20 protein-coding genes are annotated in these 22055 nt (G+C 28.3%); 10 read left to right on the top strand and 10 right to left on the bottom strand.

Translation table 11 applies throughout. The annotated features are described in order from the left end of the window. Window positions 1-7: 7 nt before the first annotated feature. Together miaA and O0R46_RS04990 are read left to right on the top strand one after the other, a co-directional pair. Window positions 8-934 (top strand): tRNA (adenosine(37)-N6)-dimethylallyltransferase MiaA, encoded by a 927-nt coding sequence (gene miaA, locus O0R46_RS04985; RefSeq protein ID WP_269312492.1) that lies wholly within the window; start codon window positions 8-10, stop codon window positions 932-934. Between the two features lie 77 nt (window positions 935-1011). Further along, window positions 1012-2286, top strand: coding sequence for a methionine gamma-lyase family protein (locus O0R46_RS04990; RefSeq protein ID WP_269312493.1), 1275 nt, complete (start codon window positions 1012-1014; stop codon window positions 2284-2286). Between the two features lie 76 nt (window positions 2287-2362). Here the strand turns inward: O0R46_RS04990 and O0R46_RS04995 are convergent, their stop codons facing one another. Further along, on the bottom strand, window positions 2363-2860 hold the full coding sequence (locus O0R46_RS04995) for a prolyl-tRNA synthetase associated domain-containing protein (RefSeq protein WP_269312494.1): 498 nt from the start codon (window positions 2858-2860) through the stop codon (window positions 2363-2365). Between the two features lie 606 nt (window positions 2861-3466). Between O0R46_RS04995 and nrdD the strand changes: the two genes are divergently transcribed. Beyond that, entirely contained in the window at window positions 3467-5584 is a 2118-nt protein-coding gene (gene nrdD / locus O0R46_RS05000) for an anaerobic ribonucleoside-triphosphate reductase (protein WP_269312495.1), read from the top strand. Window positions 5585-5809: 225 nt separating this feature from the next. On the opposite strand, the gene O0R46_RS05005 is transcribed toward nrdD, so the two are convergent. Then, window positions 5810-6775 (bottom strand): tocopherol cyclase family protein, encoded by a 966-nt coding sequence (locus tag O0R46_RS05005; RefSeq protein WP_269312496.1) that lies wholly within the window; start codon window positions 6773-6775, stop codon window positions 5810-5812. A 175-nt stretch (window positions 6776-6950) separates the two neighbouring features. Between O0R46_RS05005 and nrdG the strand changes: the two genes are divergently transcribed. The 6 genes from nrdG to O0R46_RS05035 all read left to right on the top strand — a co-directional run bounded on the left by nrdG (window position 6951) and on the right by O0R46_RS05035 (window position 11551). Continuing rightward, window positions 6951-7460, top strand: a complete 510-nt coding sequence (nrdG, locus tag O0R46_RS05010) for an anaerobic ribonucleoside-triphosphate reductase activating protein (protein ID WP_269312497.1) — start codon at window positions 6951-6953, stop codon at window positions 7458-7460. Between the two features lie 119 nt (window positions 7461-7579). Continuing rightward, on the top strand, window positions 7580-7900 hold the full coding sequence (locus O0R46_RS05015; RefSeq protein WP_269312498.1) for a Fe-S cluster assembly protein HesB: 321 nt from the start codon (window positions 7580-7582) through the stop codon (window positions 7898-7900). Between the two features lie 155 nt (window positions 7901-8055). Further along, entirely contained in the window at window positions 8056-8718 is a 663-nt protein-coding gene (locus O0R46_RS05020) for a phosphatase PAP2 family protein (protein ID WP_269312499.1), read from the top strand. Between the two features lie 85 nt (window positions 8719-8803). After that, complete coding sequence (gene trmB, locus O0R46_RS05025; protein WP_269312500.1) at window positions 8804-9610, top strand: tRNA (guanosine(46)-N7)-methyltransferase TrmB; 807 nt, start codon at window positions 8804-8806, stop codon at window positions 9608-9610. Between the two features lie 4 nt (window positions 9611-9614). Beyond that, entirely contained in the window at window positions 9615-10439 is an 825-nt protein-coding gene (locus tag O0R46_RS05030) for a hypothetical protein (RefSeq protein ID WP_269312501.1), read from the top strand. Window positions 10440-10699: 260 nt separating this feature from the next. Further along, complete coding sequence (locus O0R46_RS05035; protein WP_269312502.1) at window positions 10700-11551, top strand: DegV family protein; 852 nt, start codon at window positions 10700-10702, stop codon at window positions 11549-11551. 159 nt (window positions 11552-11710) lie between these two features. On the opposite strand, the gene gap is transcribed toward O0R46_RS05035, so the two are convergent. From gap to O0R46_RS05065, 6 genes are all read right to left on the bottom strand, one after another. Next, window positions 11711-12727 (bottom strand): type I glyceraldehyde-3-phosphate dehydrogenase, encoded by a 1017-nt coding sequence (gene gap / locus O0R46_RS05040; RefSeq protein ID WP_269312503.1) that lies wholly within the window; start codon window positions 12725-12727, stop codon window positions 11711-11713. A gap of 244 nt (window positions 12728-12971) precedes the next feature. After that, window positions 12972-13601: a YitT family protein gene (locus tag O0R46_RS05045; protein ID WP_269312504.1), complete on the bottom strand. Its 630-nt coding sequence runs from the start codon at window positions 13599-13601 to the stop codon at window positions 12972-12974. Between the two features lie 442 nt (window positions 13602-14043). Next, the gene (locus O0R46_RS05050; protein WP_269312505.1) at window positions 14044-14367 is read right to left on the bottom strand and encodes a hypothetical protein; all 324 of its coding nucleotides are present in this window, start codon (window positions 14365-14367) and stop codon (window positions 14044-14046) included. A gap of 10 nt (window positions 14368-14377) precedes the next feature. Continuing rightward, entirely contained in the window at window positions 14378-15124 is a 747-nt protein-coding gene (locus O0R46_RS05055) for an alpha/beta fold hydrolase (protein ID WP_269312506.1), read from the bottom strand. Between the two features lie 152 nt (window positions 15125-15276). Next, complete coding sequence (locus O0R46_RS05060; protein WP_269312507.1) at window positions 15277-16710, bottom strand: 3'-5' exonuclease; 1434 nt, start codon at window positions 16708-16710, stop codon at window positions 15277-15279. Window positions 16711-16747: 37 nt separating this feature from the next. Then, entirely contained in the window at window positions 16748-18442 is a 1695-nt protein-coding gene (locus O0R46_RS05065) for a phospho-sugar mutase (RefSeq protein ID WP_269310640.1), read from the bottom strand. A gap of 180 nt (window positions 18443-18622) precedes the next feature. Between O0R46_RS05065 and O0R46_RS05070 the strand changes: the two genes are divergently transcribed. Continuing rightward, entirely contained in the window at window positions 18623-19846 is a 1224-nt protein-coding gene (locus tag O0R46_RS05070; RefSeq protein WP_269310641.1) for an iron-containing alcohol dehydrogenase, read from the top strand. A gap of 132 nt (window positions 19847-19978) precedes the next feature. On the opposite strand, the gene O0R46_RS05075 is transcribed toward O0R46_RS05070, so the two are convergent. Continuing rightward, entirely contained in the window at window positions 19979-21430 is a 1452-nt protein-coding gene (locus O0R46_RS05075; protein ID WP_269310642.1) for an alanine/glycine:cation symporter family protein, read from the bottom strand. Window positions 21431-21666: 236 nt separating this feature from the next. Further along, the gene (gene trxA, locus O0R46_RS05080; RefSeq protein WP_269310643.1) at window positions 21667-21984 is read right to left on the bottom strand and encodes a thioredoxin; all 318 of its coding nucleotides are present in this window, start codon (window positions 21982-21984) and stop codon (window positions 21667-21669) included. Between the last annotated feature and the right edge of the window lie 71 nt (window positions 21985-22055).

The raw sequence follows: 22055 nt of genomic DNA on the forward strand, positions 1-22055 counted from the left end.
TAATAAAATGAATAAAATTCCAGTACTTATATTGACGGGCCCAACAGCTGTTGGAAAAACAGACCTATCAATTAAGTTAGCAAAAAAATTAAATGCAGAGATAATATCCTCAGATTCAATGCAGATATATAAATACATGGATATAGGTAGTGCAAAGATTACAAAAGAAGAGATGGATGGAGTGGTTCACCATGTGATAGATTTCGTAGATCCGAGTGAAGAATATTCTGTATCAGAATTTAAGGATTGTGCTGAGAGAGCAATTGAAGATATATATTCTAGAGGCAAACTTCCGTTAATTACTGGTGGAACCGGTCTATATTTAAATTCAATTATTTATGATATGGGATTTGCCAATGTCAATTCTGATTCAAAGATCAGAAAAGAATTAGAAGAACTATACAATAAATATGGAAAAGAATATATGCACAATATGCTTAGATCAATGTCAGAAAAAGCTGCTGACAAAATACATCCTAATAATGTTGTAAGAGTTATAAGGGCTATAGAAATTTGTAAATTAGGCGGTCACATAGGAGATTTTTCTACTGACTTGAAATTAAATGACAAATTTGATTGCAAAATAGTAGTATTGAATAGAGATCGACAAGTTTTATATGAAAGAATTAATATGAGAGTAGATATTATGATGGAAAAAGGTCTGATAAAAGAAGTAGAGAAACTTTATGAAATGGGTTATGGTAAGGAACTAACTTCTATGAAAGGTATAGGATATAAAGAAGTCATCGACTATTTAGATGGAAAATCTACTCTGGAACAAGCAATTGATAAAATTAAGCAGGGCACTAGAAGATATGCAAAAAGACAAATAACATGGTTTAAAAGATATGAAAATGCAACTTGGATAGATTTAGATAAGATAAGGGATATTGATGAGCAAATTAATATTATTGAAGAAAAATTAAATTTATAGTTTTTTAAATATATATTTATTAAATTAAAAATATACTTAAGAAAATCAGAAATAATGAAGATAAATGGGGTAGTTTAATGTTAAAGGAAACTGAAGAGTTATTATTAAAGAAATATTCTATAGATGAAAAGATAGTAAAATTATCAGAGGAAGTAGACGAAGAAATCCAGGAAGAGTTTTTTAGAATTGATGAAATAAGAGAATACAATCAATTAAAGGTATTAAATGCTATGCAGGAAGCTGGTCTTAGTGATAGTCATTTCAATTGGACTACTGGATATGGATATAATGATATAGGCAGGGAAAAGACAGAAGAAATATTTGCCAAAGTATTTCATGCTGAAGATGCACTAGTAAGACCTCAAATAGTAAATGGAACACATGCTTTGTCACTTACTGTTCAAGGTATTGTAAGACCAGGAGATGAAATAGTATCAATTACTTCATCGCCATATGATACACTACAGGGTGTAATTGGTATTAGAGATGAAAAAGGATCTCTAAGAGAGTTTGGAGTAAGCTATAAGCAAGTCGAATTTTTAGATAATGGAGATATCGATATTGAAGGAGCAAAAACTGCTATTTCTGATAAAACCAAGATGGTTGTTATGCAAAGATCGAAAGGATATGCTTGGAGAAAATCTCTTACAATTACTGATATCAAGGAAGCTGTTGAGGCTGTTAGATCAGTTAAAAAAGATGTTATAATAATGATAGATAATTGTTATGGAGAATTTTTAGATATACTTGAACCTACAGATGTAGGTGTTGATGTAATGGCCGGTTCTTTAATAAAAAATCCAGGTGGCGGTCTAGCTTTAGCTGGCGGATATATAGTTGGTAAAAAAGATTTAATTGAAATGATTTCTTATAGACTTACTGCACCTGGTATAGGAAAGGAGTGCGGCCTGACTTTTGGTATGACTAGAAATATACTACAAGGATTATTTATGGCTCCTTATGTAGTATCTCAAGCTGTAAAGGGAGCAATATTTTGTGCTAGAATATTCGAGAGACTTGGATTTAAAGTAAAGCCTACATATAAAGAAAACAGAAGTGATATTATACAAATAGTGCAGCTAAAAGATGCAGAACAATTAATTAAATTCTGTCAAGGCGTGCAAGCTGCTTCACCAGTAGATTCTTTTGTAAGTCCTATACCATGGGCTATGCCTGGCTATGATGATGATGTGATTATGGCTGCAGGAGCCTTTGTACAGGGCTCATCTATTGAACTAAGTGCAGACGGTCCAATAAGACCACCATATAATGTATATTTCCAAGGTGGACTGACATATGATGCTTCTAAAATGGGAACCCTAAAAGCATTAGAGAGTATGCAAATACTATAATAAAATGCTAATAAAAATTTTATTATTTAAATAGAAAAAGGCTGGATTATCCAGCCTTTTTCAAATTACAAGTCTATTATGGAGTTACAATATTCATAGTTACTCCGATTGAATCTAAATACTTCTTAAAATCTTCTTCTCCAATAGTAACAGTTTTAGTATTAATATTGGGATGAAAATTCAATTTTTCTCCGTTTAATACATCTTTTGCTATAAAGAATTCAACTACTTTTTCTTGGTCATTTGCTAAAGCAAATGGATTTACAGATCCAGTTTTGAGTCCAAGTACTTTCATTAGCCTATCTTCTGAGGCAAAAGATAATCTAGTTGAAGCAAATTTATCTTTTAAACCTTTGACATCTACTTGTGCATCATCTTTACAAGTATATAGGTAGTATTTATTACCCTTTGCGTTTCTCAAGAACAAATTTTTGCAGTGAATACCTTCAGTCTTATCTTTTATAGAATTCAAATCATCAGCTGTAAAAAGTGGTTCATGTTCTATTACTGAATATTCTATACCTAGTTCATCTAATTTGTCATATACCTTTTGTTCAATATCTAGCATTTCCATAAAAACCCCCTACAATTAATTTTATTTAATTATATCAATATAAAGACCTCTAAGCAATAGAAAATACATTTTCCTACTTATATTTTAATGGTTAAACTTAAATAATAACAAATCTGTATATAGTATAAAAATACTTATTAATTTAAAATTATTACTGTATATTGTGGGTATAAGATATAAAGTAATAAGTTAATAATTTTTTATGTCATTTTTATTATTTATTATAAGTTTAATATAGTTTTAAAACCTTAATAATATATATTCTGATTATTATGATACCGCTATACACAAAATATAATAAAGTTTTAAAATATTTCAAGCCTTTTTAGATAAAAAAAATACTTGTTTTATCTATTACTATAAAGTATACTAATACAAGAAGAAGTTCAATATATTGTGTTGTGAATTAAAAAAAACTTTTATATACATCAATATGTTGTTAGATGGAATTATAATAAACACATAAATTTTATTTGGAATTTTTAAGTATTACTAAAAAGCATAGAACTAATACTTATTAAAAATAGCTATGTAGCAAGTTAATAATTTTTATTAGCTATTATTTTTTTGTTCTATTTTAAAAGATAAGAAAGTGAGTGAATTTTAATGAATGTAATTAAAAGAGATGGAAGCACAGTTGATTTTGATAGGTCTAAAATTAGAATTGCTGTAGAAAAAGCCATGAAAAATGGAAGTGGTCTTTACCACCCAGATATAGCTGAAGCAGTTGCAAGAGATTGTGAAAGGCATTTTGAAAAGTCAGATGAAACTCCTACAATATATAAGATTGAAGGATTTGTATATGATAGATTGATACATTATAATCACAGTGAAACTGCAAGAGCATATGAAGGTTATAGAGCTGTACAACAATTTAAGAGACAGATAAATACTACAGACGATTCAATACTGAAATTGATGAAAAAATCAAATGAAGATGTAATGATGGAAAACTCTAATAAAAACGCTGTAATTTGCTCGACACAAAGAGATTTAATAGCTGGAGAAGTATCAAAAGATATAGCTAGAAGGAAGCTAATACCACCACATATAGTTCAGGCTCATGATGAAGGAGCTATACACTGGCATGATATGGACTATACTTTACAACCTATATTTAATTGTTGTTTAGTAAATATACAAGATATGCTAGATAATGGTACTGTTATAAATGAAAAGATGGTAGAATCACCAAAATCATTTTCAACTGCATGTACTGTTACTACTCAGATAATGGCCCAAGTAGCAAGTAACCAATATGGTGGTCAGTCTATATCTATAAAGCATTTAGCGCCATATTTAAGACGTTCTAGAGACAAGTTCTATAATATGTATATAAATAAATACGGAGAAGAAATGGCTAGTGATATAGCTGATGATATGATGCTTAAAGATCTTAAGGATGGAGTTCAGACAATCAGATATCAATTATCTACTTTGATGACAACAAATGGTCAAGCGCCTTTTGCAACAATATATCTTGAAATAGAAGTCGGTCATGAGTACGAAAAGGAAATGGCTTTGATTTGTGAAGAAATGATACAACAGAGATTAGAAGGTATGAAGAATTACAAAGGACAGAGTATAGGAGAGGCATTCCCTAAATTAGTATACTTACTAGATGAAAATAATTGTATGGAAGGCGGAAAGTATGACTATATCACTAAACTTGCTGCTGAATGTACAGCAAAGAGATTAGTACCAGACTATCAGAGTGCAAAGATGATGAAGAAAAATTATCAGGGATGTACATTCCCACCAATGGGGTGTAGATCTCACTTATCTCCTTGGAAAGATGAAAATGGAGAATATAAATGGTATGGAAGATTTAATCAGGGCGTGGTATCACTTAATTTACCTCAAATTGCAATAATATCTAATGGTAAGATGGGACAGTTCTGGAATATATTAGACCAGAGACTAGACCTTTGTAAGGATGCATTATTGTGTAGACACAAAATGTTAAAAGGTACTTTATCAGATGTATCACCAATACACTGGCAACATGGAGCAATAGCTAGATTAGCCAAGGGAGAAAAGATTGATAAATTATTGGAAGACGGATATTCTACATTATCACTTGGTTATGTTGGTATATATGAGATGGTATATGCTATGTTGGGAGTCAGTCATACTACGACTGAAGGTGAAAAATTTGCGCTGGATGTAATGAATCATTTAAAAGATGCTTGCGATAGATGGAGAAACGAGACAGGGTTAGGATTCAGTCTATATGGTACTCCAGCAGAATCGCTAGTATATAGATTCTGTAGAATTGATAAAATAAGATTTGGTGAGATAAAAGGTGTAACAGATAAAATGTATTACACAAATTCATATCATGTAAATGTATGTGAGGAAATAGATGCATTTGAAAAACTACAGTTTGAATCTAAATTCCATGAAATTTCTACAGGTGGATGTATATCATATGTGGAAGTACCAGATATGTCAAAGAATTTAGAAGCAGTAGAGCAAATTATAAACTTTATCTATCATAACATACAATATGCTGAAATAAATACTAAACCAGATGTGTGCTATGCTTGTGGTTATACAGGTGAAATGCTTATGGATGAAGATTTGGAATGGTATTGCCCATCATGCGGTAATAGAGATAGAGATGAAATGCAAGTTATGAGACGTACTTGTGGATATATTGGTACTAACTTCTGGAATAAGGGGCGTACACAAGAAATAGGCGATAGAGTACTTCATTTGTAAAAAATAATAAATTTTTTCAAAACAAAAAAATTTTTCACGAAAAAACGAAAAAAATGAACAATATAGTCATTAAAACTTAAAAAATAAAAAATGAATATATTGGAAAAAATAAAAAATAAATAAAGAGCATAGAGTAATTTATCTATGCTCTTTTGCAGTATATGAGCATAAATTGGTATATGACTTCTAAATAATTGTAGATTAATTAGTATATAGTATCATATATTAATAATCTACAATTTCTATACCAGCATTTTCTCCAAAATGTGTGTAAGATTTTTTTGATAATTTATCCGTGAAATTGATTATAATCCTTCCGCTAATTCCTTCTTTTATGCTTTTATTCATTTTTCCTTTTATAGGAGCGATCAAATTACCCTGGTCAGTAATATTTCCAAAGATTTCTAATTTTGATACTTTATTTTCCAAAATAATTTTACAGTGATTAAGAGATATATCAATGACTTTACATTTACTTAAATTATAACTAGCAAATCTATATTCTTTATTATTAATAATAATATTACAAATAAATCCTTCAAACTCAAGCCTATGTAATGGGATATGGGCTATGGAAAAAAATAAAGATATTGATTCGTCATCAAAGTGATTACATTGTAGCCAAATATAATGTTTAGGAAAAGAACTTCCCCAATCCTTTTCAAGGTAGCCTTTGCCGCCAGAAAAGTCGATTTTTCTATCATTTATGTGTATATTTCCCAAAAGATTATGATTCATACTTATTACACCGTGATTACATTCCATATTAGGAATATAGGCAAAAATGCCCATAATATTAGGCATAATAAAAGAGCTGCTGATAGGTGTAATATTTTTTAATTTAATATTTCCTCTAAGAGATAAACTATTATCTTGGAAGTCTATATCTATACTATGTTCTGTAAACGTAGAATTTTTTACAGTTACTGAAAATGGTTCATAATTTGTATTAAAGTCACCAAGATCATATTTACAATAGCCTGTAGTCGTATTTGACTTAATAGCTTCTTTTTCAACCAATATATATTGGATAAAGCAATGTGAGTCGCTACTATTTAAGTTTATTCCGGGTATAAAACTTAGACTTATTGTCTTATCTTTATTTACTAGCTTATAGTACCAGCCTTCGAAATAATTTTTTTTATTTAAATTTCCTTGAAATAAAATGGGAAAATATATTTTTTTAATCATGATTTTTACATCCTTTATAATGAAATAATATATTGGTATCATTTAATATTTATTTAAATAAATATTAATAAATTCTCTATTATCTACAATATAGCAGAATAAGTAATATTAATCAATTAACTAGATGGACAACAAACTCTTTTATATGATAATATTATTATATCGGAGGATTTTTATGAGATATAGTAAAATAAGAAAATATGATGTAGCTAATGGACCAGGTGTTAGGGTTACATTATTTGTTACAGGATGTACACATAATTGTGAAGGTTGTTTTAATAAGGATCTACAGAATTTTTCATCAGGGGATTTATGGACTGATGAAAGTAAAGAAGAAATTTTAAGTTATTTATCAAATGAAGTGGTAGTTGGAATGAACTTACTAGGGGGAGAGCCTCTTGAACAGACTATGGATAATAGCTTATTAGATTTATTGAAGAAATCTAAAGAATTATATCCAAATAAAGATATATGGATTTGGTCTGGAGATATACTGGAAGATATATTAAATGATAAGAAGAAATTGGAATTATTGTCTTATACAGATGTTTTGATAGATGGTACATTTGATATATCTAAAAGAAATATTAAATTAAAATATAGAGGTTCAGAAAATCAAAGAGTTTTAGATGTAAAAAAATCTATAGAAGCTAGAGAGCCTATATTTTATGAAGAGATTGTATAATATTTAATTGATTAATAATATCAATAAAATGTTTACACAATGCTTGCTTGTGATATAATACTAATAAGGTGATAAAGTATCACACTAATATTAATAATAATTAAAAGGAGAAATATATAATGAAAGTAGAAGCAGCTCAGACAGCAATAGATGTACTAAAAGAAATAGTGGAAGAACAATCAGACCAGCCGACATCAGTTAGAATGTATTTTGCTGGTGCAGCTTGTTCAGGACCATCTTTCGGACTTGCATTAGATGATAAGAAAGAAAGTGATGTGTCTTATGAAGTAAGTGGTATAGAATTTATAATGGATGCTCAGGAGAGTGCTCAATTCGGAGATATGGTAATTCAAGATATCGGTGGAGGATTTAGAGTAATACCTGATAGCATGAAAGATATGCAAAGTGGTTGTAGCGGTTGCTCAGGTGGATGCCACTAATAATTAAATATATTAATACTATTAGAGCTGTACTTTTGTGCAGTTCTTTTTATGTTCATTGCATTATTTTACAAAATTAATTATGAAATTATCATAGATAGGATGTAGATTATCTAGTATAATAAGTATTGAATATGTACAAAGGGGAATTTAAATTGATAGTTAATAATTTCAAAAAATTATATAGTACTTACAATAAAAAACCGTTTAGATTCTTATTTGTAGTCTATATAATATATTTAGTATCTTTCTTTTTGATAGATAAATGGCCAAATCGAGATTATTATATTATACATTCAAAAATTGACGATATAATACCTCTCTACAAACCAGCTATATTAATATATTGTTCATGGTTTTTGATGCTTGTCTTACCATTTATTTTTTTGCTTAAAAAGAAAGCCTATAATGATTTATGGAACATAGCTGTTCCTATGTTTTCAGCTATGTTTATCTCACTTATAATCTATATTTTTTGTCCTACAGCTCTAGAAATTAGACCTGAGTACTTAAGTGGAAATGATGTCTTCACATATTTACTAAAACAGATAGAAGCTATAGATGCACCCAATAATGTTTGTCCTAGTATACATGTATCTACATCTATGATTATTGATTACCAGTTTTCTAAAAGCATCAATATGCAAGATGATTCTAAAAGATTATCAAGAATTGGGGTTAGGATTTTAAATATATCAATATGCATATCTACAATGTTAGTAAAACAGCATAGTATAATAGATGTACTGGCAGGAATAATAATGGCTATAGTAATTTGTTTTTTATACAATAAATATGCACGTCTAGAAAAAGGCTAGTCTTATTTGACTGGTCTTTTTAGTTTTTTATTTAAGAAAAACATAGTATAATATTATATATGAATAAAGTAAAAAGGAGGTTTAAATGAGAAGGAGAAGAAGAAGTGGAGCAGAGGATAAGCTACTTTCATATAAAGAGTATGTAATTAATGGACTATTTAATATGAAGCCAAATACTCGATTGCTTGAAAAACTTAAGTCGCAACAAACCACAGAAAATACTTTGGATAGTGGAGAAATCTCCATTTATTCATTTGCAAATCAAGATAGAAATTTCAGAGTACCTGTTCACGATGAAAAATATAGAGAAATGATAGAGTATAGGGGTAATTGGTCAAAATATTTCGAAAACAATAATCCTATATATTTGGAAGTTGGTTCTGGAAGATGTAAATTTATAATTGAATCAGCAAAAACTAATCCAAACATCAACTATATCGCACTGGAAGTTAAGGAAGAAGTATTACTTAGGGGGGCTCAAAAAGCAGATGAACTTGAACTAGATAATGTTACATTTTTATGGGGTAATGTTGAATTTTTAGACTTTTACTTTGCTAATAAGGAATTATCGAGAATATTTATCAATTTCTGTGATCCATGGCCAAAGAAAAGAAATGCTAAAAGAAGACTCACTAGTCAATTTTTTTTGAACTTATACAAAAAGAAAATGAATAATAAAGGTGAAATACATTTTAAGACGGATAATAAATCATTATTCGAGTTTTCCCTAAATGAATTTTCAGATTCTAGCTGGAAACTTAAAAATATATCTTTAGACCTTGCTAATAGCGATTTTATAGATAATATTAGAACAGAATACGAAGAAAAATTTATGGATTTAGGTATGCCAATATATAGGTTAGAAGCTACATATATTGGTTATGAGGAGTAATTAGATGGTTGCAAGTCTTTTGAGTGATAAGCTATTAGTATCATTAATATATTCCTTGGGCTTTTTATTTATAATTGGATTTTTTGGAATGATTTTTTCCTACGTGGAAAAGAAAAATACCTACTATATATATAATACATTTGGTTTCAATGGTATTTTGTTCACTGGCATGGTTGGTACAATTGTTCATGAATTTAGCCATATTATATTTTGTTTAATATTTAGGCACAAGATTACAGAATTCAATCTAATAAGGCCATTTAAAAGCCGATATGACGGTGTAATGGGATATGTGAATCATAAATGCAACACAAACAGCAAGTATCAGATGATTGGAAATTTCTTTATTGGAATAGCACCAGTAATTGTAGGAATAAGTGCATTGATAATTTTTATGAGCATTTTATTACCAGATAAATATGATAATATTTTAGAAGTATTTTATAGAAATATGGAATATATGAACCATATAAATAGATTTGAAGATTCTTTTAATATATATGTTAGTATAGTAATTGCTATAATTGCTAATTTAAATCCATTTACACAGAATAATTATGTTTTATATATAATGTACATTTATATTATGTATTCTATAACAACTCATATGGATTTAAGCAAGGAAGATTTAACTAATAGTAAGTCAGGATTATTAAGCTTTTTTATATTATTATATATAATCAATTTAATATTTATGTTTCTAGGTATGAAGTACCAAATTATATTATTTCGTATTTTAATATCAATAGTATCACTTTTGACTGTGGGTTTGCTTTTTTCAATTATAACATTATTAATATCTAGAGTAGCATACACAACTATTCCTTAAATGTATATTTAGGGAATAGTTGTGTAGTTAAATAACTTATATGATTAGTCAAAACACATTAAATTAGAAATCTAATTAATTATTAGTGCTTATTTTAAATTTAATCCTTTTTTATGTATTAAATCATCTAATACTATCATTACATTATTAAGTTATTCTATTACTATTGTTTTATTCATGGTATAATATATAAAGAAGATTTTAATCAACTAAATTACAAAGCAATTATATAGTTGATTTATTGCTTAGGAGGAAAATATATGTCAGTAAAGTTAGTAATTGATTCTGCATCGGATATAAGTAAAAAAGAAGCTGATAAATTGGGATTAATATTTTTACCTTTGTCTGTATTCTTTGGCGAAGATAAATATTTAGATAGTATAGATTTAAGCTCAGAAAAATTTTATGAATTGCTAGAACAAAACGATGATTTACCAAAAACGAGTCAAGTTACTCCATATGAATTTGGAGAAAAATTTAAAAATTTAATTGATGAAGGTCATGATGTAGTAGCCATTACCCTATCATCTAAATTATCAGGTACATACTCTTCTGCGGTAATAGCTGCAGGTGAATTTGATGAAAATAGGATATTTATTGTAGACAGCCTAAATGCTACTGTATCTGTTAGAATATTAATAGAATATGCTATAAGTTTGGTAGAGCAAGGATTATCCGCAAAGGAAATATATACAAAGCTAGAAGAAAAGAAAAATAAAATAAGAATGTTCTTTGTAATGGAAACATTGGAATATTTATATAAAGGTGGTAGATTGTCTAAATTAGAGGCTATGGCAGGTAACTTATTGTCTGTAAAGCCAATATTGACTATAAAAGATGGCCTCGTAACAAGAGTTGCAAAAGCTAGAGGATATAAAAAAGCATGCCAGATGCTTGTTGATATAATTGAAGAAAATGGACCAATAGATAATTCTATGCCATATTCTTTTGCTTTTACTGGTAAGGATAGTTCATTACTTGATCAATACAAATCAAATTACTCTAAGTTTTTTGATAAAGATGTAAATGATATACAAGTATCACCTATAGGTTGTACAGTTGGTACACATATAGGACCAGGATGTATAGGTGTCGCATATTTTATAAAATAAATAACATATTTAAATAATAAAAAGCTAATAGAAATTCTATTAGCTTTTTATTATTATTTTAATTTTAAAATATTTTTATATTGTCAGAATATAAAAAGAGTCATAACATAAGTTACAACTCTTTTATATATTTGATTTTAAAGCTTAAATTGGACTCTATTATTTTAGTTTACTAGCTATTAATTCAACTAAGTCAGAAGTTCTGCTAGCATAACCCCATTCATTATCATACCATGAAAGTACTTTCACTAGTCCATCTTCCATAATCATAGTTGATAGCCCATCAACAATAGAAGATCTTTTATCTCCCTTATAGTCAATAGATACTAGTGGTTTATCTGAGAATCCTAAGATACCTTTCATTTCGTTTTTAGAAGCTTCTAATAAAGCTTGATTAATTTCTTCTACAGTTACATCTTTCTTTGCAACATTTACTACCAAATCCACTATTGAAACGGTCTGAGTAGGAACTCTTAAAGAGAAACCATTTAATTTACCCTTTAATTCTGGTAAAACTAAAGCAACGGCTTTAGCAGCACCTGTAGTAGTAGGTATTATTGAAGCACCACATGCTCTAGATCTTCTTAAATCTTTATGAGTTTTATCTAATACTTGCTGATCGTTTGTATAAGCATGTACAGTAGTCATCATACCATTTTCTATAGTGAACTTTTCGTGTAAGACTTTAGCAACTGGTGCCAAGCAATTTGTAGTACAAGAAGCATTAGAAACTATATTATGTACTTCATTATCATATTTTTCATCATTTACTCCAAGAACTATAGTAAGATCTTCGCCTTTTGCTGGACAAGTTATTACAACTTTTTTTGCACCTGCATTTATATGTCCCATAGTAGTTTCTCTATCCTTAAATTTGCCTGTATTTTCTACTACTATATCAACTCCTAAATCCTTCCAAGGAATTTCTTCAGGAGTAGCCATTCTTGTTATCTTTATTTCTCTTCCGTTTACTATTATTGTATCATTATCTTTAACTTCAACATCACCATCAAAAATACCAAAGCTTGAATCGTACTGGAATAAATGAGCAAGTGTTTCAGCGTTTGCTCTAGCATTTATTGCAACTACTTCATAATTTACATCATTATTTTCAGATATTCTTAATACCGATCTTCCTATTCTACCAAATCCGTTAAGTCCTACTTTAATTTTCATCATGTCCTCCAAGTTTATATATTATATATGGTAAAATATGCAATAGTGTATTACATATTTGTAACTTTCATATTTATTGTATACTATTTATATAATATATGCAAGTCTTTTTCCCAGTATTTGCTAAAATATCTTTTGATATTTGCTTATTATTAACAATATAATCTATTTATGATATATCATAAAACGTATATAAATATATATTTATATACGTTTTATGCAAAAAAAAAGTGCAAAAGCACTTTTAAGCGGCAATTTTTGCCAATTCTTCATTTTTAATATCGTAATCAATTGAAGTTTCTGAATGGTTAAACTTGTATAAAAATCCAACTATTTGTCCACTTACTATAACTGCTAATATGGAGTAAATCATTTTATTTATAGGCAAATAAGTTAAAGATAAAAAAAGTATACTAATATCTGTTATAAGATATACAGTTGATATTCTAAATTTAGAAAATTTAGATACTATTAACGCGACTATATCGTCTCCCCCACCTGCAGCTCCTGTATTTATTATTAAACCGCATCCAATACCTACACATAAACCACCTAAAATAGCAGCGATTATATTGTTATTTATAGTCATAACAAATCCAATCTTTTCGAATATAGCTGTAAAGATTGAAAAAGTACTTGTAGATAAAAGTGTTAATCCCAGGAATTTTTTACCATAAAATTTAAATCCTAATAATAGTAATAAACCATCTATTATAATATTAGCTAATGATATCTCTATATCAAATACATTTTTAAGTATTAAGAATATACCTAAAACTCCGCCTTCAGTAATACCATTCTGATAATAAAAATTGTAAATACCAAAAGCCATTATAAATGTTCCTAACTCTACTATTGTAATTTTTTTTAGCATGTACCGGTTGTACATAATTAAACCTTCTTTCTTTTATACTTTATATAATGTATATGCGCATATATAAATCACTTAACTAAACCTATTATATACAATAAATTCCTCTTATTCAATAGCATTTTCAGAATATGAAATCAAACAAATTTTCGTTAAGTTTTTAATATCAGTTTAGATTAAAAAAATCAGAAATTAAAGTGTAATATTCAAAACTAGTATATAAGTACTGTAGAATCGATTTTGATAGAATAAAAGTTCATTTATATAAATTTTTTATTTAATAAAAGAATACCGAAGTTTTTTAATATTTTTATTTTATTTAGTATTGCTAAACATAACCCTAAACTAATACTAGATATCAAAATAAAGTTTTAAAATAAAATAAGTATAAAAATAAAACACGATCTCTCGTGTTTTATAGTTTATTTTGATAATTTAAAATTAATTATTCATTTAATTCATTTGGAATAATGTAGACATCATCATCATAATCTTCTTCTTCATATGAATAATCATCGTTGTCATACATTTCAAAGTAGTCTTCAACTTTTGTATCAATTATATCATCGATTTCGAACAATAAATCTTCTAATTCTTCTCTTAATTCTTCTAAGTTATCTAATTCCATATCTTCTAACTCTTTTATTCTGTTAGTTCTAATATGTTCATCTATGAACTCGTCAATTTCTAATTCATATTCCTTATATAACTTGTGTCCAACAACTCCTACTGCAGCACCAAAAACTGATCCTAATAAAAATTTTTTCATAGTATCCTCCTTATTTATTGTCCAAATATAATCCACATTCTTCTAGGAATTTTAATGGATTTTTGAACATGAATTCTAAATGACTCATGTCCTTAATTATTTTAATATCGCCTGCTGCCAAAATCTTTAGTTCTGGTAAATTTTTCTTTGATCTATCCCTATCTCCTATCAAGAAAGTAATTTTTGTGTTCTCCCTAAATAGCTGAGATGGCAATTTATAGTGATAACACGAAAATGCTATTTTTTTTATAGTTTCAGAAGATATATTTTCAAACACATTTTTTATATAAATTTTATCCTCTGTTGATATATGATTGTATCTTGGCCATTTATCAAATGCTTTCATGCCATACTTTTTGATATCACCTACTAATTTATTAAGCTCCATATAGAATAGAGTTCCTCTATATTTACTATTTTTTAAGGTAGGACCATCAAATGCTACAATATCAATTTGCAACCATAATTCTTTCATTAGCTCGAATGCCACTGATGTGCCAAAAGATGAACCAAGTAAAAAGCTTATTTTATTAATATTATTTTCTTTCAACCATTTAACTATTTCATTTGATTGTTCCATTGACGATATAAACTTACTTACAGGATAGTTTATACCCTCAAGATGCGGAACTAGAACATAATAATCCTTTTCTAATAAAGGAATTAAAGTTTTGTAGCTAGTGCTACCTGGATAAAAGATACCGTGTATCAATAAAGCAACTGGTTTATCTTTATCTCCAAATGTTTCAAATAACATAACTTCCTCCGATTTGTATATAAACAAAACTTTGTTTATAGTTCTTATATAATTAATATACAAGTAATATTTATTAATGTCAAATTTATTAATTAATTTTTTAAAGTTTACATAATAATTTTAACTAGATATTGCCTCTAATATTTAATTATTTATATAAAATGCTTTAAGAAATTTTGTTCATTTATTAATTTTATATTATAGCCCAAGCTTAAATAAAATATTAAATGGTCACATATTTCAGATTCTATAAATATATTTTTTTCCTTACTTTCACCAACTATAATATAATCAATATGTCTATCAAACTCATTGCAGATGATAGCATCCAAGTCTTTTAGTTTTTCTATATATTCTTTTGTACAGACATCTTGTAACTTATTATAAAAATATATTCTTTTTTTTGTAAAGAAATCATCTTGATTGAATTTATCAAGTTGGTTATTACTGGCTGAATTATTGGTTTTATCTTCAGTAAAAGTGTAATTATCATTATTAAGGTTAGATATTTGAATTTTATTATTTATTATACTTTCATTTGAATTATCTGTATCCAGATTAAATATATTGAATAATATGTTTTTAAGTAATCTTATATCAAGTATTTTTATATTTTTACCACTTTTATTCATTTTTATAACTTGCTGTATTGAATCGTCTAAAAATGATTTACTATCTAAATCGCATATTAAAAAATTTGTTGATATATTTAATTTTCTATTAATAGTGCAATTGTATTTTTTTAATATATTTTTTATATCTTTAAATTTTTTTTGTTCTAGTTCTATATCAAAGTATATATTTTTATTCAAAAAATTATCTTCTTTAAAACTTTTATCTAAAAAGGAGTCCAATAAATTACTCCAGTTTTTTGAGTTAATATTTTTCATAGTTTTATTCTTAAGAATTTTAATGGATTTTAATTTTCTATCTTGCATCCATTCTGCAAATAGGCTTTCTTTATGATTATGAAACTTATAGTTTATTTCTTTTATTAATTCTTCATAGCATTTATATGTACATAGAGAGTCTGAATAAGCTCTATGTACATTTTCATTCACAATAGAATATTTATCACATAACCTACTTAAAGAATATTCTATATTATCTAAAAAAAGAGCTAAGGTAAATGTATCTATAAAATTATTTTTCAAGGGATATTTTAGTACTCGTAAGTATGCTTGGTCTAAAATAGCAAGATCGTTATTCACACCATGACCTATTATGGTTAGATTACCTATAAATTTCTCTAATTTCTTTATTGCCTTTTTTTCTTCTAAACCATTATAAATCATATTATTATCTATGCCTGTTAGTTTTTCAATAAAGGCATCTACATAATATATTTTTTCTCCATTATGGAGAATATGAGATGAAACCTTTGATCTTTTATACTTTAGCCTCCTATGAATTGGTGGTTTTACAATAGTATTTAGTGAATCAATTATATCTCCATTTTTAACTTTATAGGCACTTATTTCAATTAAAAAATTATAGTTGGCATTAGATGTGGCCTCGATGTCAAGTGCCACATATTCTTTTGGAAATTCCAGGCTGTGTTCATAATTAATAATCGCCTTATCCATGTATTACCTCCATCCTAATAGTAATATTAGTTACATACTAGTCTATTTTATTTATTAATTCACTTATAAAGTTATCTATTAAATCCAATTTATCAAGTGCAACTCTATCTTCTTGGTTATGAGTACCTATATAGATTTTTATCTTTGGTTCTGTACCAGAAGGCCTAAGTGCCAGCCAAGAATTATCATCTAAAATATATTTCAACACATTAGATTTTGGGAAACCATCAATACCGTTTTGGAAGTCTAATATTTCTTCTACACTATACTCCCCAATATTTGTTATAGGATTATTTCTAATAATATCCATGATTCTATTGATTTTTTGGCTACCATCTTTACCTTCTAAGAATATAGAAGTAGTTTTTTCTCTATAATATCCATATTTCTTATATAAAGATTCTAAGGCATCATTTAAATCCATTGATTGAGATTTATAGTAAGTTGCCATCTCCGCTATCATCATTGTAGATACAACAGCATCTTTGTCTTTACATTGACTTCCCAAGAGATATCCATAGCTCTCTTCATATCCAAATATAAAATTTTTCTTTCCATTTTTTTCGTAATTGGTTACTTTTTCTCCAAGGAATTTAAAACCAGTAAGTATGTTTTCTACATCGACATTCATAGATTTTGCTATATCAGCACCGAATTCAGATGTAACAATAGTTTTTATTAATAGCGGATTTTCTGGCAATTTATTGCAATCTACAAGTGACTTTATTATATACTCAGTTAATAGTCCACCGATTTGATTTCCAGTAAGTAGTATAATTTGGTTATTTTTGTCTCTAATAGCCACCCCTACTCTATCACAATCTGGATCAGTTGCAACTAGCAAATCAGCTTCTTTTTCTATTAAAACCTTTATACCTCTATTTAGAGCAGTTGCTTCTTCTGGATTCGGTTTATTTATGCCAGCAAAATTTGGATCTGGCATTTCTTCTTCTTTTACAATAATTAATTTACCTACTCCTATATCTTTTAATACTCTCGATACTGGTATTCTACCTGTACCACAAAGAGGTGAATATACAATATTTAGATCTTTAGCATGCTTTTCTAGCATATCTTTTCTTATGCTATTTTTTTCCACAGCTTTGATAAATTTCTCATCCATATCTTTATCAAGTAATATCATATTGGATTCAAATTCTTTTTTGAATTCTGGTATGGTATACATATCTTTTATTTTATCGACTTCCATCAAAATGCTCTTTGCTATTTCTGGCATTATCTGTGAACCATTTTCGCCATATACCTTATAACCATTATATTCAGGTGGATTATGGCTTGCAGTGATTACGATACCACCAATACATTTCAATTCTCTTACTGAAAATGATAGCATAGGTGTGGTTCTTAAATCTTCAAAATAATATACTTTCATGCCTGTTGAAGCTATAGTTCTTGCAGCTTCAATACAAAATTCTCTAGACATATTTCTATTGTCATGAGCTATTACTATACCACGCTCTTTGGCATCAGAAAAATTATTTATAAAATAATTTGCTAGTCCAAACGATGTCTTTCTTATCGTATATTTATTCATTCTATTTCTACCAGCCTCTATTACTCCTCTTAGACCCGCGGTACCAAATTCAAGATCTTTATAAAATCTATCTTCTATTTCTTTTTCATCATCTTTAATACTTAATAATTCATCCTTTGTTTCTTTATCATAATAATCAGATTCTAACCATTGATTATATGCTTTTTTGTAGTTCATAACAGTCTCCTTACTCTTTATTATATATATTATTTTATACTTAAATTAGAAATATGTAAATGAAATGTAACTTTAAATAAAAGATATAGTAAACTTTTCAGTTAGAAATTGATTATATTGACAAAAAATTTACAAAGTATTAAAATAACAGTAATCATATATTTTTAGGAGGTAAGAACAATGGCAAGATTTACTTTACCAAGAGATTTATATCATGGAAAAGGAGCCATAGAAGCTTTAAAAACGTTTCCAGGTAAAAAAGCAATAGTATGCGTTGGTGGTGGTTCAATGAAGAGATTTGGTTTCTTGGATAAGATAGTGGCTTATCTTGAAGAAGCTGGTATGCAAGTAAAAATTTTTGAAGGAATTGAGCCAGATCCATCTATTGACACTGTCATGAGAGGCGCTAAAGAAATGTTAGCATTTGAACCAGATTGGATTGTAGCAGTTGGTGGCGGTTCTCCAATAGATGCTGCAAAAGCTATGTGGATTAAATACGAATACCCTGAAGTAGGTTTTGAAGATATGTGTAAGGTATTTGGATTACCTAAATTACGTAATAAAGCACATTTTTGCGCAATTTCTTCTACATCAGGTACAGCAACTGAAGTAACTGCATTCTCAATAATAACAGATTATGAAAAAGGTATAAAATATCCTATAGCTGATTTTGAAATAACTCCTGATGTTGCTATAGTAGATCCAGACTTAGCTCATACAATGCCAAAAAAATTAGTAGCTCATACTGGTATGGATGCAATTACTCATGCTATAGAAGCTTATGTATCAACAGCTAACTGTGATTTTACTGATCCATTAGCACTTCATGCGATAAAATTGATACAAGAACACCTAGTAAAATCATACAATGAAGACATGGCTAGTAGAGATATAATGCATAATGCACAGTGCCTTGCTGGTATGGCTTTCTCAAATGCTTTACTTGGAATTGTACACTCAATGGCTCATAAAACAGGAGCTATATTCCAAGATTTTGGTGATGGTGCACATATTATACATGGTGCAGCAAATGCAATGTATCTACCTAAGGTAATAGCTTTTAATGCAAAAGATAAGGAAACAGCTAAGCGTTATGTTGAAATAGCTAATTTTATGGGATTAGAAGGAAATTCTGATGATGATAAGATCAAGAGTCTTATTGAATATTTACGTGACATGAATGATCAATTAAATATACCACATTGCATAAAAAATTATGGTGCAGATTCTTTCCCAACAGAACAAGGCTTTGTACCAGAAGATGTATTTCTTGAAAGAGTTCATGACATAGCTGTAAATGCCATAGATGATGCTTGTACAGGTTCAAATCCTAGACAACCTTCAGTAGATGAAATGGTTGAGTTATTAAAATGTTGTTATTACGACACAGAAGTAAATTTCTAAATAAGCATAATTTATATAGTAAGATATTACTTTAAATATGAAAATACTAAAATATACATAAAAAAGGACATCCTTTGATGTCCCTTTTTTATGTATATTTACAATTGAATAAATACTCAATTTATATAAAGTTTAATCTTCTTTATTTTTCCACATTTGAAGTTTATCTTTTAATTCAGGAATAGTATTTTTATAGAATATTGGTTTTAATATTCCTTCTTTTCTCTGTTTTCTATAATCAGCTAAAGCAGCATATGCATATTTACCTAATATTAAAATTACTACCAAGTTTAAAAGTGCCATAAGAGCCATAAATAAATCTGCTAAATTCCATACAACTTGCATTTCAACCATTGAACCGTATAGAACAAATACACATACTAGAACTCTTATGATATTAAGTGGTATTTTAGAACCAATTTTAGTCTTGTCAAATATAAACTGTATATTTGATTCTCCATAATAGTAGTTACCTATTATTGAAGAATAAGCAAATAAGAATATAGATATAGCCAAGAATATACTACCAAAATATCCTAAATGGTGATGTAAAGCTGCCTGTGCAACTAATATACCTTGATCGCCAGTAGAAGCGTAACCTGAGAATAATAAGACTATAAATCCTGTAGCAGAACATATTATAATTGTATCAGTAAATACACCTAGTGACTGGATAAGACCTTGCATTACTGGATGCTCAACATCAGCAGTTGCGGATGCATTCGGTGCGGAACCCATACCAGCTTCGTTAGAGAATAAACCTCTTTTAGCACCCATTAATAATGTTGATAATAAACCTGCGCTTGTACCCGAAACAAATTGTCTAGGTTCAAATGCTCCTACAAATATATCTCTAAATAATCCTGGCATTTTATTAATATTAATAAAAATTATAAATAATGCTATCACTATGTATAGAACTGCAAGAATAGGTACTATTACTTCTGCAACCTTAGATACTCTCTGTACTCCACCGAAGATAACAATAGCAGAAATAATGGCTATTACAACTGCAAACACAGTTCTATCAACACCAAATGAATTATTTAATGCTATTGACATTGTATTTGCTTGTACTGCATTAAATACAAATGCATAAGTTACTGTGATTAAGATAGAAAATATAATTCCTAACCATCTAGCTCCTAGTGCTTGTTCCATATAATAAGCTGGTCCACCTTTAGAAGCTGTTCCATTAGGAACTTTAAATATCTGTGCCAATGTAGCTTCCACGAATGCTGAAGCAGATCCTATAATTGCTATTAACCACATCCAGAATAAAGCTCCTGGTCCACCACCTACAACGGCTATAGCAACACCTGCTATATTACCTGTACCAACTCTTGAAGCGGTACTTATACAGAATGCACCAAAAGAAGATATTGCCCCTCTTTCTTTTGCTCCTGCAATATTTTCTTTATCAAAAAGTATTCTAAATTGTTCTTTAAAATAAGAAATTTGAACAAATTTAGTTCTTATAGTAAAGTATAAACCGGCACCGATTAATAATACTATCAGTATTTTTGACCAAAGAATGTCACTTACCGACATAGCGACATTATATAAAGTACTGAAAAATTCCATTTTTCCCCTCCTATAAATAAAAAATGCAACAAAAAATAAAAATTATTCGTTTCTAGGTATATTATACCTTATCAAATAAAAAAAGGCAATAATTTTGCAATTTAAAAAGCATATAATCCATTTGTCTTTTTTTTATACAAATTGAATAAAATTTTTGTACACTTTTATTTTCAACAAAAAAGAGTATGCTAATGCATACTCTTTTTTGTTTTCTATTCAAGTTATATTGACTTTATTTATTTTATACTATCAAGATTTGATGAAATTTTTTCCTTTGGCATGAAACCAATTTCTCTATGTACTTCTTTTCCGTCCTTAAAGAAGATTACAGTAGGTACTGTACTTACTTTGTATTCTTGGGCTAATTCCATTGATTGATCTATATCAACTTTAGCAAAATAAGCATCATCCTTTCTTTCTTCTGCTAAGTCAGCAAATACTGGACCTAACATATTACATGGACCACACCATGTAGCAAAGAAGTCTATTACAGCTACTCCTTCTTTATTCTTAACATTTGAATTAAAATCCTGTGCATTTATAACTTGTGCCATGATTTTTACCTCCTATAATTTTCATTAATAATATATTTATATAATACCTAATTAGAGTAAATTAAAACACA

Source organism: Peptostreptococcus equinus, from assembly GCF_027125355.1.
In the GTDB taxonomy this organism is placed as follows: domain Bacteria; phylum Bacillota; class Clostridia; order Peptostreptococcales; family Peptostreptococcaceae; genus Peptostreptococcus; species Peptostreptococcus equinus.

What these genes read in the sequence shown, in the direction of transcription:
- miaA (WP_269312492.1), top strand. Translation starts at nt 8, where the DNA reads ATGAATAAAATTCCAGTACTTATATTGACGGGCCCAACAGCTGTTGGA.
- O0R46_RS04990 (WP_269312493.1), top strand. Translation starts at nt 1,012, where the DNA reads ATGTTAAAGGAAACTGAAGAGTTATTATTAAAGAAATATTCTATAGAT.
- O0R46_RS04995 (WP_269312494.1), bottom strand. Translation starts at nt 2,860, where the DNA reads ATGGAAATGCTAGATATTGAACAAAAGGTATATGACAAATTAGATGAA.
- nrdD (WP_269312495.1), top strand. Translation starts at nt 3,467, where the DNA reads ATGAATGTAATTAAAAGAGATGGAAGCACAGTTGATTTTGATAGGTCT.
- O0R46_RS05005 (WP_269312496.1), bottom strand. Translation starts at nt 6,775, where the DNA reads ATGATTAAAAAAATATATTTTCCCATTTTATTTCAAGGAAATTTAAAT.
- nrdG (WP_269312497.1), top strand. Translation starts at nt 6,951, where the DNA reads ATGAGATATAGTAAAATAAGAAAATATGATGTAGCTAATGGACCAGGT.
- O0R46_RS05015 (WP_269312498.1), top strand. Translation starts at nt 7,580, where the DNA reads ATGAAAGTAGAAGCAGCTCAGACAGCAATAGATGTACTAAAAGAAATA.
- trmB (WP_269312500.1), top strand. Translation starts at nt 8,804, where the DNA reads ATGAGAAGGAGAAGAAGAAGTGGAGCAGAGGATAAGCTACTTTCATAT.
- O0R46_RS05030 (WP_269312501.1), top strand. Translation starts at nt 9,615, where the DNA reads ATGGTTGCAAGTCTTTTGAGTGATAAGCTATTAGTATCATTAATATAT.
- O0R46_RS05035 (WP_269312502.1), top strand. Translation starts at nt 10,700, where the DNA reads ATGTCAGTAAAGTTAGTAATTGATTCTGCATCGGATATAAGTAAAAAA.
- gap (WP_269312503.1), bottom strand. Translation starts at nt 12,727, where the DNA reads ATGAAAATTAAAGTAGGACTTAACGGATTTGGTAGAATAGGAAGATCG.
- O0R46_RS05045 (WP_269312504.1), bottom strand. Translation starts at nt 13,601, where the DNA reads ATGCTAAAAAAAATTACAATAGTAGAGTTAGGAACATTTATAATGGCT.
- O0R46_RS05050 (WP_269312505.1), bottom strand. Translation starts at nt 14,367, where the DNA reads ATGAAAAAATTTTTATTAGGATCAGTTTTTGGTGCTGCAGTAGGAGTT.
- O0R46_RS05055 (WP_269312506.1), bottom strand. Translation starts at nt 15,124, where the DNA reads ATGTTATTTGAAACATTTGGAGATAAAGATAAACCAGTTGCTTTATTG.
- O0R46_RS05060 (WP_269312507.1), bottom strand. Translation starts at nt 16,710, where the DNA reads ATGGATAAGGCGATTATTAATTATGAACACAGCCTGGAATTTCCAAAA.
- O0R46_RS05065 (WP_269310640.1), bottom strand. Translation starts at nt 18,442, where the DNA reads ATGAACTACAAAAAAGCATATAATCAATGGTTAGAATCTGATTATTAT.
- O0R46_RS05070 (WP_269310641.1), top strand. Translation starts at nt 18,623, where the DNA reads ATGGCAAGATTTACTTTACCAAGAGATTTATATCATGGAAAAGGAGCC.
- O0R46_RS05075 (WP_269310642.1), bottom strand. Translation starts at nt 21,430, where the DNA reads ATGGAATTTTTCAGTACTTTATATAATGTCGCTATGTCGGTAAGTGAC.
- trxA (WP_269310643.1), bottom strand. Translation starts at nt 21,984, where the DNA reads ATGGCACAAGTTATAAATGCACAGGATTTTAATTCAAATGTTAAGAAT.